Annotated in this window: 17 protein-coding genes and 1 riboswitch; of the genes, 4 read left to right on the plus strand and 13 right to left on the minus strand. The window is 61.3% G+C overall.

From position 1 onward, the window contains the following. Positions 1–31: 31 nt before the first annotated feature. The 4 genes from JN12_RS10360 (at position 32) to JN12_RS10375 (ending at position 2,211) form a co-directional block, all read left to right on the plus strand. Positions 32–493, plus strand: coding sequence for a hypothetical protein (locus tag JN12_RS10360; protein ID WP_145022202.1), 462 nt, complete (start codon positions 32–34; stop codon positions 491–493). A gap of 18 nt (positions 494–511) precedes the next feature. Beyond that, positions 512–817 (plus strand): hypothetical protein, encoded by a 306-nt coding sequence (locus JN12_RS10365; protein ID WP_145022205.1) that lies wholly within the window; start codon positions 512–514, stop codon positions 815–817. 166 nt (positions 818–983) lie between these two features. Continuing rightward, positions 984–1,751 carry a GerMN domain-containing protein gene (locus JN12_RS10370; RefSeq protein WP_246125832.1) on the plus strand — a complete coding sequence of 256 codons (768 nt, stop codon included), beginning with the start codon at positions 984–986 and terminating at the stop codon, positions 1,749–1,751. 22 nt (positions 1,752–1,773) lie between these two features. Further along, on the plus strand, positions 1,774–2,211 hold the full coding sequence (locus tag JN12_RS10375; RefSeq protein WP_145022210.1) for a cytochrome c: 438 nt from the start codon (positions 1,774–1,776) through the stop codon (positions 2,209–2,211). 1 nt (position 2,212) lies between these two features. Here JN12_RS10375 and JN12_RS10380 read toward each other — a convergent pair whose 3' ends face one another. From JN12_RS10380 to JN12_RS10440, 13 genes are all read right to left on the minus strand, one after another. Next, a complete protein-coding gene (locus JN12_RS10380; RefSeq protein ID WP_145022213.1) occupies positions 2,213–2,437 on the minus strand; it encodes a MoaD/ThiS family protein in 225 nt (74 codons plus the stop codon). Next, on the minus strand, positions 2,434–3,096 hold the full coding sequence (locus JN12_RS10385; RefSeq protein WP_145022216.1) for a hypothetical protein: 663 nt from the start codon (positions 3,094–3,096) through the stop codon (positions 2,434–2,436). The genes JN12_RS10380 and JN12_RS10385 overlap by 4 nt, the downstream gene beginning before the upstream one ends. 55 nt (positions 3,097–3,151) lie before the next feature. Continuing rightward, positions 3,152–4,888 carry an aldehyde ferredoxin oxidoreductase C-terminal domain-containing protein gene (locus JN12_RS10390; protein ID WP_145022219.1) on the minus strand — a complete coding sequence of 579 codons (1,737 nt, stop codon included), beginning with the start codon at positions 4,886–4,888 and terminating at the stop codon, positions 3,152–3,154. A gap of 20 nt (positions 4,889–4,908) precedes the next feature. Further along, positions 4,909–5,025, minus strand: a riboswitch (molybdenum cofactor riboswitch). A 17-nt stretch (positions 5,026–5,042) separates the two neighbouring features. Then, positions 5,043–6,476: a mycofactocin biosynthesis glycosyltransferase MftF gene (gene mftF / locus JN12_RS10395; RefSeq protein WP_145022222.1), complete on the minus strand. Its 1,434-nt coding sequence runs from the start codon at positions 6,474–6,476 to the stop codon at positions 5,043–5,045. Then, on the minus strand, positions 6,473–7,372 hold the full coding sequence (locus JN12_RS10400) for an electron transfer flavoprotein subunit beta/FixA family protein (RefSeq protein ID WP_145022224.1): 900 nt from the start codon (positions 7,370–7,372) through the stop codon (positions 6,473–6,475). Before JN12_RS10400 ends, mftF begins: the two co-directional genes overlap by 4 nt. A gap of 106 nt (positions 7,373–7,478) precedes the next feature. Further along, entirely contained in the window at positions 7,479–7,757 is a 279-nt protein-coding gene (locus JN12_RS10405; protein ID WP_145022227.1) for a ferredoxin family protein, read from the minus strand. After that, complete coding sequence (locus JN12_RS10410) at positions 7,754–9,049, minus strand: FAD-dependent oxidoreductase (RefSeq protein ID WP_145022230.1); 1,296 nt, start codon at positions 9,047–9,049, stop codon at positions 7,754–7,756. Before JN12_RS10410 ends, JN12_RS10405 begins: the two co-directional genes overlap by 4 nt. Further along, positions 9,046–10,050: an electron transfer flavoprotein subunit alpha/FixB family protein gene (locus JN12_RS10415; protein WP_145022233.1), complete on the minus strand. Its 1,005-nt coding sequence runs from the start codon at positions 10,048–10,050 to the stop codon at positions 9,046–9,048. The genes JN12_RS10410 and JN12_RS10415 overlap by 4 nt, the downstream gene beginning before the upstream one ends. Next, a complete protein-coding gene (locus tag JN12_RS10420) occupies positions 10,050–12,011 on the minus strand; it encodes a mycofactocin system FadH/OYE family oxidoreductase 2 (RefSeq protein ID WP_145022236.1) in 1,962 nt (653 codons plus the stop codon). The genes JN12_RS10415 and JN12_RS10420 overlap by 1 nt, the downstream gene beginning before the upstream one ends. Positions 12,012–12,113: 102 nt before the next feature. Continuing rightward, entirely contained in the window at positions 12,114–13,157 is a 1,044-nt protein-coding gene (mftC, locus tag JN12_RS10425; protein ID WP_145022239.1) for a mycofactocin radical SAM maturase, read from the minus strand. After that, positions 13,138–13,401 (minus strand): mycofactocin biosynthesis chaperone MftB, encoded by a 264-nt coding sequence (gene mftB, locus JN12_RS10430; protein ID WP_145022242.1) that lies wholly within the window; start codon positions 13,399–13,401, stop codon positions 13,138–13,140. The genes mftC and mftB overlap by 20 nt, the downstream gene beginning before the upstream one ends. 1 nt (position 13,402) lies before the next feature. Then, a complete protein-coding gene (gene mftA / locus JN12_RS10435; RefSeq protein ID WP_145022245.1) occupies positions 13,403–13,510 on the minus strand; it encodes a variant-type mycofactocin precursor in 108 nt (35 codons plus the stop codon). A 414-nt stretch (positions 13,511–13,924) separates the two neighbouring features. Further along, entirely contained in the window at positions 13,925–15,139 is a 1,215-nt protein-coding gene (locus tag JN12_RS10440; protein ID WP_170241897.1) for an iron-containing alcohol dehydrogenase, read from the minus strand. Positions 15,140–15,196 lie beyond the last annotated feature (57 nt).

Here is a 15,196-nt window from a genome sequence, read left to right on the forward strand (position 1 = left end):
AACATAAACTGATCTAAGGAGAGTCTGAAACATGAAAAAACTCGTACTGTTGTTTGCGGCAATTCTGGCGTTAGCGGCACCGGCAGCATTTGCGATGGACCATGGTTCCATGAAAATGGAACACGGCGGCCATCAGGGAGATGTGGCCCATGAGGAAGTGGTTGACGGGGTTAAGGCAACCTTCAAGGTCATGAGCATGAAAGAGCATATGAAGGCGATGGATATGGAGATGCCGAAGGAGATGAAAGAGACCCACCATATCGCGGTCGAGTTCAAGGATGCCAAGACCGGCAAGGCCCTGACCGAAGGCGAGGTGAAAGTCAAGATTCAGAACCCGGACAAGACCGACCAGACCAAAGACCTGATGGGGATGCAGGGGCATTTCGGTGCCGATTTCGATCTTTCCAAGAAGGGTAAGTATGGCGTGATGAGTAGATTCCAGTTGAAGGACGGCAAGGTGCGCAGCGCCAAATTCTGGTACACGGTAAAATAAGATATCCAGGGGGAAACAATGAAAAAGCGACTGGTAATTCTCATCGCAATGTCGCTCTTCGCGGTAGCGGCGCCAGCGTTGGCTGAAGAAGGTCACAATCATGGTTCGTCTCATCAGGCCATGGATGAACAATGTACCAAGGAGTGCGAAATGCTCCTGAAAAACTGTGCTCAGGAAGTAGACAGTATTCAAGACCGGATTAAAAAGCTGCAAGTCGAGATCAATGATAAAGGTGCAAACGCCTATACCCGGGAAGAACTTGAGAAACTTAATGCGCGGTTGAAAGAGTCCAATGATCTGTTGAGATCTCTTCAGCACCGCTAATCGGACAGACATGGGGGGCAGTTCAGCGGATTGAACTGCCCCCGAATTGCGTCTGGAGCATCTAATGAAAAACATCGTAGCGTTAATATTGTTAAGTTTGGTAGTTGATATTTCCGCCGGCTGCACGAATAAAGATGCATCAACTCAGCCGTCGCAGCCGGGCAGAGTGATCGCGACGTCTGCCTACGAGAAATATTTCGGGGGTGCGCCGCCGGTTGACAAGGGGACTGCATATGCTTTTGTCATTTACTTTCCTTCTTCCGGGGCGCCCGGCAAGGTAGTGCCGTTTCCGTTCTTCACCTTTGACGAAGCAAGCAGCATGAAGGTAGCCGCCGAGCGTTTGCTTGGCGGGATGGATGTCGGCAGCTATCAGGGAGAGTTCATACAGTATCCCAAAGGGAGTCGAATCCTGGGGATCAATAATGATCAGGGAACGGTAACGGTAAATCTCAGTAAAGAGTTTCTTGCCATTACAGACAAGCCGACCGCAGCGTCGGCTGTGAGTGCCCTGTTATTAACGGTACGCCAGTTCACGGCAGCCAAGGATGTTCGGCTCCAGGTAGAGGGCAAGGATGATCCCTTGAACGCCCTGGGAAAGAATGCTGATGACAATGCGGTACAACAGCCGGGGCCACCGAGACTTCTGAGCGTTACTGCCATGCGGGACAAGGGGGCTAAAGAGATTGACGACGTGAACGCCTTTTTCGACCGGCCGGTGGACGTCAAGGAGTTGAAACTGCTCTCCAAGGATGGGCAGCAGCTTGCCGGTGTCCTGTATCACTCGGTCTTTGACATGGCTGGCGTGCTTAGGCCGAAAGACCCATCACAGTTCAAGGAGCGGATGCCGATCAAGGTGCGCTGGAAGGTGATCGACAAACTGGGCAGGCAGGCTGAGGAAGATACTGTCTGGCTCCTGGAAGTGAAGGAACATTGATCAGGAAAACAGCGGGGGGATAATGAATAACTGGAAGATAACAAGCGTAATCTGTCTTGTGTTGGGATCGCTGACCATTAATTCAGTGGCGTTTGCCCACGGGACAGAGAAGCATGGCAAAACAGCAACGGCCGACGTTCAGATGAAGATACTGCATGACATGATGCCGATGTTTTCCGTGGCATCAGCCAAACTTGAAGCTGCCCTGGAGAAAGGCGCTGCGGCCGAAGCGGAGGTGGAGGCAGGAAAGATTATTGCTGCGGTTCCGGATCTGAAAAAATCGAAACCGCACAAGAATGCCAAACAACGGAAGATGTTTGTGGAGCAGGCAATCAGCCTGGGCACCGCGACAACTACGACCGTAACTCTGGCGAAAAGCGGTGATTTTGCAGGAGCAAAGGCCGCTTACAAGAAGATTGAGAAAGCATGTGCGACTTGCCATGCCAAGTTCCGTGATTGACTTATCCTCCGCCCAGCAACGGAAAGAGTGCCAGGGTGTCGTTATCTGCTAGCTGGTGATCGAGTTTGACGTGTCGGCTGTTCACCAGCATGATCCCGAGCTCCTGCTCGGGCAGACCCAACTCTTCGACCACCCGGCCCACCGTGGTCCCGTCCGGGTACGCGCGCTCCTCTATGACGAAGCGGCCGGTCCGAAAAGATGCGAACAGTTTGACAATGACCTTCATGGCTGCTCCTTGAACTGCACGGTCAGGCTGACCATGCCACAGGCGGGGAGGCCTGTGCCGGCCTGTGCCGGCCTCGTACCGATGGGGGTGTCGTTTAGCAGGATCTCGCTGCACGTCTCCCAGAACTGTGTACTCCTGTCCCGCAGAAACGCGTTTAGCAGCGGTGCCGGGAGCATGATGCCGCGTTGGAGAAAGTCTGGTCCAAGTTCGGAGAGGAGGAGATTGAAGAGCTTGATGCGGACCGTCCCGTAGCCACTCGTGGTGTTAGAGTCCCCGGTCTGGTAGGTTATGGCGCCCCTCATCGCGGCGTAGTAACCACCGCGCCGCATGGTTGCCCCGACCAGCCCGGGCATGGCTGCGGAGAGGGCGACCGTGGAACCATCCGTGACAATGGTGCTCTCCAGGTTGTCGATCGCTTTGCCGTTGAGGAAAAGAGTGGTGATCCGCTCGGTCACGTACTCCCGGCTGAGGCCGAGCTGGTCACAGAGGAGTTCCCGCAGACTGCTGCCGACGCGGGCGGCAAGGGTGAACCCCTGCTGGAGGATGATGAAGAATTCGCCGAGCTGCTCACGAGGAACGGTCAGGGTAAGATGCGTCAGGGGAGGGCTGTTGCCGGACACGGACCCCTCACTGATACCGCTGGTTGATTGATCCGGCATGACTTGGTCTCCAGATTCCCGGAGGGGCGGATGTCGCCCCTCCGGGAGATAATAACTACCAGTTGAACACCTCGTCAAGCTCTTCGTCCTTCATCATGAAGGTCTGGTTGTGCGGCGCGACCGGCTCATTGTAGAAGAAGCGCGGCAACCGGTCATGCTCCTTGGTGAACCCTGCCCGCTTGTTGAAGTCCCGCTCGGCCGAGAGGACCTTTTTCCCCAGGGCCACCACGTCGTCGCCGGTCATCTCTATGCCGTAGAAGGAGCCGAGCATGTCCAGGAGCGCCTGGAAGGTCTCGGGTTGGTCCATGATGGCAAAGGCGATGAAGAGGCACATGCCGGTGGAGTCGATGGCGGCGGTGGCGATCTGCAGGTTCCGGGACAGCTCGATCTGCCCCTCGGTCTTCAGCGGGTCCACGTCGCCCCCGACCTTGAGGATGTTGGTGGCGATGGCGTAGCCGGCGGTGTGGTCGGCCCCTTGGGTGGTGGTGGCGTAGGTGACGCCGATCCCCTGGACGGCCCGTGGGTCGTAGGCCGGCAGGGCCTGGTCCTTTACGACCGGTACCCGCTCCACGGCGAAGACCTTGCCGGTAATGGCGGCACCGCAGCCGAGCACCCGGCCGAGCGGGGTCCCCTTGCCGACCTCATCCATCAGCCGGATCGCCCCTGCCTTGTCGCCGAATTCGATGATCCCGGCATCCATGGCCACACCGATGGTGACCCCCATCTCGATGGTGTCGACGCCGATGTTGTCATCCATGAAGTCGAGCCGGGCGATGGTGTCCAGGTCATCGATGCCGCAGTGGCCGCCGTGGGACCAGACCGTCTCGTACTCCGGCTGCTTGGTCAGGTAGTGGCCGTCCTTGTCGTTGTAGATCCCCGAACACTGGATGACGCAGCCGCGGTGACAGCCGTGGGTGGCGGTGCCGCCCCGCTTCACCTCCAGCTCGGCCTGGGCCTCGCCGCTGATGTTGGCGGAACCGGCGAACTGGCCGGTCTTGAAGTTGTAGGTCGGGTAGCCGCCGGCCTCGTTGAGGACGTTGGTCAGGACGTTGGTGCCGTAGGCCGGCAGCCCTTCGCCGGTGACCGGGTGCTTGCGCAGCCCCTCGACGAACTTGCGGTTGGCGTCCCGGTACTTGTCCGGGTCCTTTGGCGCCCGCATCTTCATGCCGGCGTCATCGAGGATGATCGCCTTCACCCGTTTGGCACCCATCACCGCCCCGACGCCACCACGGCCGCAGTGGCGGGTCGGCCGCAGTTCCGGGTCGGTGCAGGCGATGGAGGCGGCCAGGAGCTTCCGCTCGCCGGCAGTGCCGATGGTGATGTAGGCGACCTTGTCGCCGTATTCGCCACGCAGCTTCTCCACCAGGGGATAGTTGTCCAGCAGCTTCAGGCTGTTGTCGACGATAACCTGGATGCCGTCCTTGTTGATGATGATCTTGTAGAGGTCGTCGCCTGCCGGCTTCCCTTCGAGGATGACGGCGGCATAGCCGATCCGTGCCAGCACCTGGGCAGCCTGGCCGCCGGCGTTGGACTCCTTGATGGTGCCGGTCAGGGGGCTCTTGCACCCCACCGACAGCCGGCCGGTCATGGAGCCGGTGGTGCCGGAGAGCATCCCCGGCGCAAAGACCAGCTTGTTCTCTGCCCCCAGCGGGTGGGCAAGCGGGTGCACTTCTTTCGCGATGAAGATCGAGGTCAGTGCCCTGCCGCCCAGGCCGGCGTACTCGCCGACCTCTTCCACTGTTACCGTGGGGCCACCTGCAGCCCCCATGTCGATGCGTGCGATCTTGTCCATACTGTTCTCCTTCCCTTTCCTTTGGTGGTGTGAATTCTCCTTTTCAAAGGGAGGCCGTGCCGTTTCCGGCAAGACCCATAGGCCTGACGCCATGGGAGCGTTCCTGTAGGCGGGCAGGCTCGGAGTAAGTCGATTTTTCAGCAGGTTGGTACGCCTATGCCGATACCTCCATCTGCCGCAGCAATTCGACCCGGTAGCTGGCGAACGTTCTGCGGCTCAGGCACCCCCAGAAAACACCGGTGCCATAAGCTATCTGTTCCAGGAAATAGATGACGGCAAAGCGCACGAACGGCAGGTTAGGCTTTTTGACCGCGTGATCGACCTTGGCCGCGCATGTAAAGACAATGATCGGCACTACCCATAATGGTGGAGAGAGGAGGGCGCCGATTATAAGAGGAAGAGAGTAGTACCTTGTCAGGTGGTAGGATAAATAATATATCAGGCTGCCGAGTGCCCGCAGCCGTCCGGCCAGCAGGGCAGGCAGACCGATCGGCAGCCGGCGGCGGGCAAAGCGGAGCCTGACCAGGATGGCGTCGACAACCAGGACGCCGGCGGCGATCGGCAGCGAGAGCCAGCCCGTGAACGGCGCCATGATGCAGAGCGCCAGCAGGAGCGCCAAGAGGGGTGGGATGACCATCTTCTTGTGCCGGTGCGGGTGGCGACGCTGGAGCAGCCCCTCGGAGGTGCCGTAGTCGAACCGCCGGGACATGAAGGAGCGGACAGTGCTGCGGTGTTCATGCAGTATCCGGCCGGCCGGGAGGTAGGCGATGGTCCACCCCTGGTCCCGCAGGCGCCAGGTGAGGTCCACATCTTCCCCCACCTGCATGGTGTCCTCGAAGCCGCCCACGCCCAGAAAGAGGGTGCGCCGCACCAGCAGGTTGCAGCTGGGGAGGTAGAAGGTATCGTCCCCTGCGTTTCCGATCCTCTCCCGCGAACCGAGGGAAAGACTGGACATGACCGCCTCGTAGCGGTCCACGCTGGAGCTGGTGCACATGCCGTCCACCTGTCCGCCCACTGCGGCCATCTGCGCATCGTCGAAGACCGGGAGCAGCTCGGCCAGCCACCCGGTGGAGGCGGTGCAGTCCGAGTCGATGAACGCCAGGATCTCGCCGGTAGCGGCCCGGGCGCCGACGTTGCGGGCCGCTGCCGGACCCCGTCCCGTCCCCCCGGAGGGGACGACCAGCGCGCCCGATTCCCGCGCAACGCTGGCGGAAAGATCTATACTGCCGTCGTCCACCACGATGACCTGGAGCCTTTCCTGCGGATAGTCGAGGGCGGCGAGGGAGGCCAGGCAGCGCCGAAGCTCTTCCGCCCGGTCCTTCACCGGAATGACGACGCTGACAAAGGGATACGAAGCCGCCTGTTGTGCAACGTCCCGCACCCGTTCCACGAACCCCTTGGCAGTCAGCTGCTCAAGGACATCCGCTTCGCCGGCGGTGACGGCGGTCAATGCGCCGTCCATCCCCCGCCTGATCAGCGTTGCCAGCGCGGGGTTGAGGCGCAGGGTGCAGAGCGGCGTCCTGGCCACGAGGAAACTCTCCCCGTTTTGCTCCAGCAACTCCACATGCTGCGCCAGGCGGTAGCTCATGCGGCACTCCTTCCTTCCGGGGCAATGACCTCTTCGCCCAGAATCCGCCAGAGTTCGGCCGCCGTGTCAGCTGCCGAAAGGTTCCGCACCTTTCCTTCGCGGGCCTTGATACCGCCGGAGAGGAGCGAGATGATCCGCTCGAAGGCCGGGAGGTTCGCATCCGGGGTAACCACCCGGACCGGGTCCGGACGGGGGGTGCCGAATTCCGCCACGTTCAGATAGGCCCCGGTGGCGCCGACCTCCCAGAAGGGGAGCCCCAGGTCCGGCAGCTCCCACTCCTCGATGGGGGCGAGCAGGGACTTGACCACCTCCTTGATGGAGGGGTAGCGGGGCGCCCGTCCTTCATCGAAGAGAACGGTACAGGGGACGGGGGCAGCGACCGTTTGTCTGGCACCCCGGTCCGATTTGCGGAGCGCCTCCACCCCATTCTGGCGCAGGGTGAGCGAGACAGCGGCCGAGATGCAGGGTGAGCCGCTGACGGCGGCTGCCAGGGCCGGCGCCGGGTCGTCCCCCCGGTCGGACAGCCGGTTGCCGGTAAAGACCAGGGTAGGGGAGAGGGTGCCGATGATCCTGGCCAATATCCGGGCATCGGTGACGGCATCTCCACCTTCCAGGCCGTGATCCCAGAAGCGGATCGCCCGGTCGGCTCCCATGGAGAGGGCGAGCCGGAGCGTATCGTCGAGCCGCTCAGGGCCGATGGTGAGGACGGTCACCGTTGCCCCGAGGCTGTCCCTGAGCTGCAGGGCCTCTTCCAGGGCCACCAGATCGGCCGGGTTCGGCACACGCCGTAGGCCCCGGTCGCTGATCCCGGCACCGCGGGAGGTGACACTGGCCGGCGGGCGCGGGTCACAGGTTTCGCGGATGAGGACGAGGATGTTGAGGTTGTTGAATGGCATGGGTATTTTCCTTTGCCCTATTATGGTTTTCGTAGGGGCGATCCTTGTGATCGCCCGCTTCTTGACCAGGGCGAATACAAGATTCGCCCCTACACCATCTTGCGTTTTACGTCATCCGGTACGCGACCCCGAACCCTCCCCGTGGATAGCGCCAGCGGGTGAAGGCGTTTTTGTGGCAGACTACGTAGCAGGTGCCGCATTCGAGACAGCCGTCGTGGACGAAGGTCATCTTCTGCTCTTCCCCGGACCAGGTGTAGCAGCGGGCCGGGCAGCAGTTGGTGCAGCTGCGGTTGTCGCAACTTGTGCAGACCGTGGCGTCGAGGACAATGTGCGGCTCCCGGTCGATGGTGAAACTGGTGAAGTCGAATATCTCGTCTATGTTCATAGGGATCTCCAGGCGCTGAAGGCATCGGCCATGAGATTCCCCAGCCCGACCTTCTCCTTGGCCGACTTGAGGAACAGTTTGGTCAGGTTTTCCTTAGGGGCCCCTTCGATACGGTAGATGTATTCCATGAAGCTGGTCATCAGTTCCGGATATTCGTTGTAGATCCGGTCGTTGTGCAGCATGTGCGGCGCCTTGCGGTAGAGCTTCAGGTCCTTGATGACGTAACTGTCATTCATCAGCCGCCGGTAGACCTCAAGCCCTTTGCGGCTCACGTCGCCCGCCTCAACGGCGGCAACCACCGCCTTGCCGGCCAGCACGCCGGACTGGGAGGCGAGGTTGATCCCCTCCAGGTTGAGGCCGGTGGCGTTGCAGAGTGCTGCGGCGTCGCCGGCCACCAGGATGCCGTCCCCCACCAGCTCGGGGATCATGTCGTAGCCACCTTCCGGGATGACGTGGGCCGAATACTCCAGAAGCCGCCCCCCCCTGACCATCTTGGCCACCTGGGGCTGTTCCAGGAACTCGTTGAGCAGATCGTACGGTGTCTTGTTGCTGGTCTTGAGGCTCGCCAGGTGGAAGACCAGACCGACCGATACTGAGTCGTAGTTGGTGTAGAGGAAGCCGCCCCCCCGGACGCCGCCGGTGCAGCCGACGAATTCGTTGGCAAACCCCTGGTCGCGGACCAGGCCGAACCGCTCGTCGATCAGCTCACGGGGCATGTCGATGAGGGCCTTTACCCCCACTGCCATCTGGCCCGGGTCGAAGACAGGCTGGCGGAGTCCGGCCTTTTTCGCAATGAACGAGAGGACGCCGTCGGCGGCCACCACCACTGGGGCCGAGATCTCCCCACGGTCGAGAATGGAAACGCCGGCCACCCGGTCGTTCTTCCATACCAGATCGTCTACCGTGGCGCGGTTGATCAGGGTGACGCCGGCCTTGACCGCCTCTTCCGCCAGCCAGCGGTCGAAGCGGGGGCGGAAGATGGTATAGCCGTTGAAAGGGGGCCTGTCGAAACTCCCGGCCTCAATGATCGTGTTGAAGCTGGAGTCGCCGGTCATGAAGGTGACACCCTTCTTGACGATGTGCCGCTCCAGCGGCGCCCGCTCCCAGAAATCGGGGAAGATCTCCTCCAGGGAGGGGAGCCGGTGCAGTACCCCGCCGAACATGTTCTTCTCGCCCGGGAAGGTTCCTCTTTCCACCAGGGCCACGTCCAGCCCGGCCCTTGCCATGGTCAGCGCGGCCGAGGAACCGGCCGGCCCGGCGCCGACCACTATTGCCTGATATGTCCTGTTCATGCAGCACCTCCGACGGCCGCCCTGGCCCGCTCCAGGAGGAGCGGCAGTACCTCTGCCAGGTCGGCCACGAACCCTTCGTCACAATTGGGAAAGATGGGGGCCTTGGGATCGCTGTTCACCGACACGATCCGTTTGGAATCCTTGATCCCCCCCACGTGGTGCATGGAGCCGGAGATGCCGAGCGCAAGGTAGAACCTGGGGGTAACGGTCCGGCCGGTCTGGCCGACCATCCGTTCGAAACCGGTCCACCCCATGTCGAAGACCGGCCTGGTCACGCCGAAGGAGACGTTCAGGAGCCGACAGAGCTCCTTCAACTGGTCGAAGACCGCGGGGTTGCACCCCTTGCCCGCGCTGAAGATCACCTCTGCCTCGGTCAGGTCGACGGTCTGGGGGTCGGGGGGGATGCGGTGGATGATGGTTGCCGCAGCCCCTGCCGGTTGTTCCTGCGGCTGCCAGTCGGACACCACCGGGATGGTGGGGCGGACCGACGGCAGGAGAACCTGGCTTAAATTACGGGTCGGCACGGTGATGACCAGCGGGCGGGAGCCGTCCCAGACCCTGGTCTCCGCGACCCTGCTTCCCAGCGCCTGGCGGGAGAGGTGAATCCCGCCGTCCGCCTGGCGGGCAGTGGTCACTTCGGTAAGTAGGGCGGCGTCCAGGGTGGCGGCAACGACCGGCGCCAGGCTGGCCCCCAGGTCGTTGTGGGGCAGCACCAGGAGGGTCGCCGAACGGTCTGCTGTCAGCCGGGCAAGGCTCCTTCCCAGGAGGGCAGGACTGTCCAGCAGCCGTTCCCCGCCAACCAGCCGGGTGACGGCCGGTGCACCATAGGCGCCGAACCCGGTCAGGGCTTCACCTGCGGGGGCAATGGGCGTCACCGCCCCCCAGGCCATATCGAGGAAGCCGGCCAGACGCGCCCCGTAGGAGAGGAGCCCCCGCCCGGTCTCGTCGAGCTCGCCGCCGGTCAGGTCGACGAACACGAGGATTGTTCCGGAGCCGGCCATCAGATTTCCCTCCCGGTCTTATGCCCTTCCCAGATGGCCATATCAACCTTGCGAGGGGCCACGCTGTCGCCAATCCGGTAGAGCTCCTTCACCTTCCCCTTCAGGCTCAGGTAGAGCGCGTCGTCCACCTGCTGTCCCATGGCCAGCACCAGGGAGTCGTACGGTCCCCACTCGTCCCAGACATTGGAATAGACGTTGAACCCTTTGACCGTCTTGGCGCCGGCCTCGCCCCCGACCTCGATCACGGCGATATCCGGCGTGAAGGTGACCCCCTTCTGCAAGAGCCGCTGGCGTGACGTGTAGAGGTCCTGGGTCGGTCCCAGTTCGGCGCAGATGAACAGGCTGGAGGTGATCATGTCGACCTGCTTCCCCTGGTCGGCCAGGAACTCGGCCGTGGCGGTGGCCCGCTGGTGGCCGTCGTAGTCGATCAGGCAGACCTTCTGGCCCAGTTCCGCCTCGCCGTTCAGGACCTGCACGACATTGAAGATGGCCGGACCGTCGGCCCCCCCGACGGGATGTTTCTTGGGGACGCTGCCGGTGGCGACGATCACCACGTCCGGCTTATCCGCCAATACCTGCTCGGTAGAGACCTCGGTGCCCAGCTTGACGGTCACGCCGGCCTTGTCCACCTGTGGCTTTTCGTTCCTGATGATGACCCCGAACTCGTCGCGCCCCGTCCCCTTCATGGCGGTCAGGACCTGTCCACCCAGGGTCTCGTTCCGCTCAAACAGGGTCACCTTGTGGCCGCGGCGGCCGGCCATCTTGGCGGCCCACATCCCGGCCGGACCGCCGCCGACGACGGTCACCTTTTTCTGCACCTTCGCCTTTTCCAGGGTTCCTTCGCCCCACTCCTTCTCCCGTCCCACGGCCGGGTTCTGCACGCACCCCAAGAGCTTGTTCATCCCGATCCGGCCGATGCACCCCTGGTTGCAGGCGATGCAGTAGCGGATGTCGTCCATCCTTCCCTCCAGCGCCTTCTTGGGGAGGAACGGGTCGCAGATGAGCCCCCGGCACATGCCGATCATGTCGGCCTGGCCGGCGGCCAGTACCTTCTCGGCCATGACCGGGTCGTTGATCCGGCCGGTGCAGAAGACCGGCAGCTTGATCTTTTCCCGGATCCCGGCGGCCAGCGGGATGGTGTAGCCGAGCGGGGTGTGCATGGAGCCTTCCACCAGGTAGAGGTTGTAGAAGGTGGCGATGGAGAGGTCCATGAAGTCGATGAGGCCGCTCGCCTCGAACAGGGCGCAGATCTCCTGGACCTGGGCCAGGTCCAGGCCGCCCGGGATCATCTCGTCGGCGCACATCCTGATGCCGATGGTGAAGTCGTTCCCCGCCGCCTTCCTCACCGCTGAGATGAACTTGAGCGGCGCCCGCATCCGGTTTTCCAGGCTGCCGCCGAACTCGTCCTGGCGGAAGTTGGTGAGCGGCGACAGGAACTGGCGTGCCAGGCTGGAATGGCCGAACTGCAGCTCTATGCCGTCGAAGCCACCCTCACGGACATGGATGGTGGATCTGGCGAAGTAACGGGTCACCTCCTCGATGTCCTCCGGCTCCATCTCCTTCGGGGTCTCCCTAAAGAGGACGTCGGGCATGGGGGAGGGCGCCCAGACCGGCAGCCTGGAGATGGAACCGTCACCCTGCTGGCCGTTGTGGTTCAACTGGGCGAAGATCTTGGCATCGTACTGGTGGACGTAGTCGGTGATCTTCTTGAACCCCGGAATCGTCTCCGCGTGGTAGACGTCAATCAGCTTCTCGTAGGACATGTCTGTCGGGTGGACGCTCATCTCCTCGGTAATGATGAGGCCGGCCCCCCCTTTTGCCCGCTCGCCCCAGTAGTACATCTGCCGCTCGCTCGGGAGGTTATTCACCGCAAGGTTGGTCAGGTGCGGCTGGAAGGAGATGCGGTTCTTTACCTCCACCGAACCCAGCTTGATGGGGGAGAACAGGTACGGGAACATCATGGTGTAGGCTCCTCAATGGATGTTGATTTGTCTGTCGTAGGGGCGATCCTTGTGATCGCCCGTAACCCCGGGCGAATACGAGATTCGCCCCTACAATAATTATCAGGCCGCTGCCGCCGTCTTGTTCGCGTCGGCGATGGAGGTCACGCAGCGCTCAAGGCATTCGGGATCGCCGCCGTTAATGTCGTTTTTCAGGTGCCAGGCAACGGCCGGACAGCCGCCGTGGCACTGGTCGAACCGCTGGCACTCCTCGCAGGAGTGGATCCTTAAGGAGCGGAAGGACTCGTAGATCTCCGAGCTGTCCCAGATCTCCTGGAAACTGTTTTCACGCAGGGAGCCTGCCAGGAACCGGTCGGTCTGAAGAAAGGCACAGGGATACATGTTGCCGGTTGGGCCGACGCAGCAGGTGAGCTTGGCCGCGCCGCAGAGGTTCAGGCCGAGTCCCTGGCGTTCCTGGGAGGTGAGGGAAAAGAAGCTGTCCCCGGTCCGCACGTCGCCGCTTTTGGCCAGCCAGTCTGAGAACTCCAGGAGTTGGGCCGGCGCGGGGCGCAACTCTTCCCAGTTGTCCGCCCCGCGTCCGGAGGGACGAAAGCGGCTGACCCGCAGGGATACGCCGAGGGAATGGGCCAGTTCATACATGGCCGGGATCTGGCTGGCGTTCTGCTTCGTGAGCACGGTATTGATGCTGGTCGGGATGGAGCTTGCGGCCAGGAGCTTGATCGCCTCGACGGCCCTGGTGAAGACGCCGTTGCCACGGATCGCGTCGCAGGTTTCCGGGGTGGCCCCGTCCATGCTGACCTGGATGGCTACCAGCCGGCTTGAGGCCAGACGGGCGACCCGCTCGCGTTCAAGCAGGGTCCCGTTGGTGGAGATGCAGGTCATGATCCCATGGCTGTGACAGGCGGCCAGGATCTCTTCAAAGTCGGGGCGGAGAAACGGCTCGCCGCCGCCGAAATTGATCTGGAAGACCCCTGCCCGGTGTACCTGCTCCACCAGGTCCAGGGCCTCGGCTGTGGAGAGCTCGCCAACGGCGGGCTCTCCAGAAGCCGAAAGGCAGTGGGTGCAGCGGAGGTTGCAGGCCAGCGATACTTCCCATGTCAGATTTACCGGGGAGCGAAGCCCCATCTCAACATATCGATTGCTCACGGAGAAACCCCTTTTCCAGTAGTTGTGCAACGAACTTCTGTAATGCCTTCTTCTGGTTCTCCGTCAGCCCCTCGGGGAACTCGTCCCTGCCCCGGACGGTACCGTAGAACTCTGCGGGAAGAAGGCTGCCGGTCTCGGCGAAAAGAAGGCGCGGTCCCCTGTTGTCGTAAAACAGGAGACCGAACCCTTCCTGCCGCACGCGACAGGCGGGGTGCAGCCGTATGCCTGCGCCCGCCGCCGCCATCCTAGTACACCCCGCAGATGCCGTCGATTGCGAGCTCTTCGACCCGGATCTCCTCCAGGATGCGGGGCTCCTCAGTGCACGTCTCGATTGTCTGGTTTTCTGTTTCCATGTTTTTCTCCTTTTGTGGGTTGATTTCCGCATTCGTGATGATGCGTTCTCTTGCTTTCACCATTTGCAACGCTGGTGCCAATCAGTAAAACAATGATTTATGCTTTTAATACTCACTGGTTAGCAGCGCACATGTTGATAAGAATTTAGGACGGTGTGGAGAAATAGGACATTCTTGAAAAAGTAAGCGTGTCCGTGTAATAGGTTGATTGTTGACAATTTCCCCAAGGTGTAATTTCGCCACACTTTTTAAACCCTTGTTTTGTCAATTTGTATACCCGGTTGCAAAAAACCTCGGAGCCTCTCTCATCGAAAAGAGGTCTCCGAGGTTTTCTCACGTCCGTTCGTGTGTAGTATGTCGTTCCCGGCTATCCCCGCCGACGGCTACAGGAGCTGATCTTCACAGCACAACTCTCTACATGCAGGAACGCATGATCGTCCGGATATGTTCATGGCTCATGTCCCGCGGATTTGCCTCCATGGACAGGTCGTTACTTGCCCATTTGACCGTATGCTCTATGTCGGCTTCGGTGAAGTTGTACTCCCTGAGAGAAACCGCCGGAATGCCGACATCGTTTCTCAGCCGCTCGATCTCTTCCAGGGTCTTGTCCGTGGCATGAACCGGATTCATATACCGTACGTCCAACCCCATGGCCTCGCCGATCTCCTTGAACCGCTCCGGACAGGCTATGGCGTTGAACCGCTCCACCGGGAGCATCATGAGGGCATTGGCATGGCCGTGGTGGAGCCCTTTGATGACGGATACCATGTGCGCCAGACCGTGCACCATCCCCATCCCGCCACCCATGTTGTACGACATGGAGGCAATAAACTGCGCCCAGATCAGGTTCTCGATGGCCGTATCGTTTTTGGGGTTTGCATACCCCTGGCGGAGGTTCTCACTGAGCAGCTTGATGGCCCGCAGGCTGGTCCCGTGGGAAACAGGGAGGTTCAGCCGGCCGACAAACGGTTCCATGGCGTGGCAAAATGCATCCATGCCCGTCCAGGCGACAAGCTGCGGCGGCTGGAGCCGCATGAAGGCCGGCTCGCTGATGCCGACGCTCGGGGCAACGCCGGGCACCACGAGGATCAGCTTGTAGACCAGTTCTTCGTCGTTGATGATGGCAAAGGCCGTGCAATCGGCACCGGTGCCTGTTGTGGTATTGATGGCAACGTGGGGGATGTTGACCGGTTTATAGGTGGGAATTCTCGTGGTGTAATGGGGGTTGAGTACGGCTGCAAAGTCTCGCAGTTTCGTGTCGCTACCGTTGTTCGTCACCATGATCCGGATTGCTTTTCCCGCGTCATGGGAGCTGCCGCCACCGACCGTGACGATCCCGTCGCAGCCGGCAGCGAGATATGCCCCGGTTCCTGCGGCAACTTCCTGGTCTTTCGGGTTGGAGGTAACACCGGTAAAAACGGTAACGGTCACGCCGGCCTTTTTCAGTACCCCCTCGACCTCCTCGATAATCCCTGTGCCTTTCAGTCCCGTCGTTACCAGCAGGGCATGCTTGATACCATACATCTGGCATTCCTGGCCCGCCATTCTGTGAGCGCCCCAGCCGACGATCCCTCTGGCATGCTGATGTACGTAGAGAAGCGGGAATTCTTTTCGTTCCATGCTGACCATGTCTGTTTCCTCCCAAGGTTGTCGTTGGTAAATTTTAAAACGATGTCTCATGATAGC

Source organism: Geobacter argillaceus, assembly GCF_007830735.1.
In the GTDB taxonomy this organism is placed as follows: Bacteria; Desulfobacterota; Desulfuromonadia; order Geobacterales; family DSM-12255; genus Geomobilibacter; species Geomobilibacter argillaceus.

What these genes read in the sequence shown, in the direction of transcription:
- JN12_RS10360 (WP_145022202.1), top strand. Translation starts at nt 32, where the DNA reads ATGAAAAAACTCGTACTGTTGTTTGCGGCAATTCTGGCGTTAGCGGCA.
- JN12_RS10365 (WP_145022205.1), top strand. Translation starts at nt 512, where the DNA reads ATGAAAAAGCGACTGGTAATTCTCATCGCAATGTCGCTCTTCGCGGTA.
- JN12_RS10375 (WP_145022210.1), top strand. Translation starts at nt 1,774, where the DNA reads ATGAATAACTGGAAGATAACAAGCGTAATCTGTCTTGTGTTGGGATCG.
- JN12_RS10380 (WP_145022213.1), bottom strand. Translation starts at nt 2,437, where the DNA reads ATGAAGGTCATTGTCAAACTGTTCGCATCTTTTCGGACCGGCCGCTTC.
- JN12_RS10385 (WP_145022216.1), bottom strand. Translation starts at nt 3,096, where the DNA reads ATGCCGGATCAATCAACCAGCGGTATCAGTGAGGGGTCCGTGTCCGGC.
- JN12_RS10390 (WP_145022219.1), bottom strand. Translation starts at nt 4,888, where the DNA reads ATGGACAAGATCGCACGCATCGACATGGGGGCTGCAGGTGGCCCCACG.
- mftF (WP_145022222.1), bottom strand. Translation starts at nt 6,476, where the DNA reads ATGAGCTACCGCCTGGCGCAGCATGTGGAGTTGCTGGAGCAAAACGGG.
- JN12_RS10400 (WP_145022224.1), bottom strand. Translation starts at nt 7,372, where the DNA reads ATGCCATTCAACAACCTCAACATCCTCGTCCTCATCCGCGAAACCTGT.
- JN12_RS10405 (WP_145022227.1), bottom strand. Translation starts at nt 7,757, where the DNA reads ATGAACATAGACGAGATATTCGACTTCACCAGTTTCACCATCGACCGG.
- JN12_RS10410 (WP_145022230.1), bottom strand. Translation starts at nt 9,049, where the DNA reads ATGAACAGGACATATCAGGCAATAGTGGTCGGCGCCGGGCCGGCCGGT.
- JN12_RS10415 (WP_145022233.1), bottom strand. Translation starts at nt 10,050, where the DNA reads ATGGCCGGCTCCGGAACAATCCTCGTGTTCGTCGACCTGACCGGCGGC.
- JN12_RS10420 (WP_145022236.1), bottom strand. Translation starts at nt 12,011, where the DNA reads ATGATGTTCCCGTACCTGTTCTCCCCCATCAAGCTGGGTTCGGTGGAG.
- mftB (WP_145022242.1), bottom strand. Translation starts at nt 13,401, where the DNA reads ATGGCGGCGGCGGGCGCAGGCATACGGCTGCACCCCGCCTGTCGCGTG.
- mftA (WP_145022245.1), bottom strand. Translation starts at nt 13,510, where the DNA reads ATGGAAACAGAAAACCAGACAATCGAGACGTGCACTGAGGAGCCCCGC.
- JN12_RS10440 (WP_170241897.1), bottom strand. Translation starts at nt 15,139, where the DNA reads ATGGTCAGCATGGAACGAAAAGAATTCCCGCTTCTCTACGTACATCAG.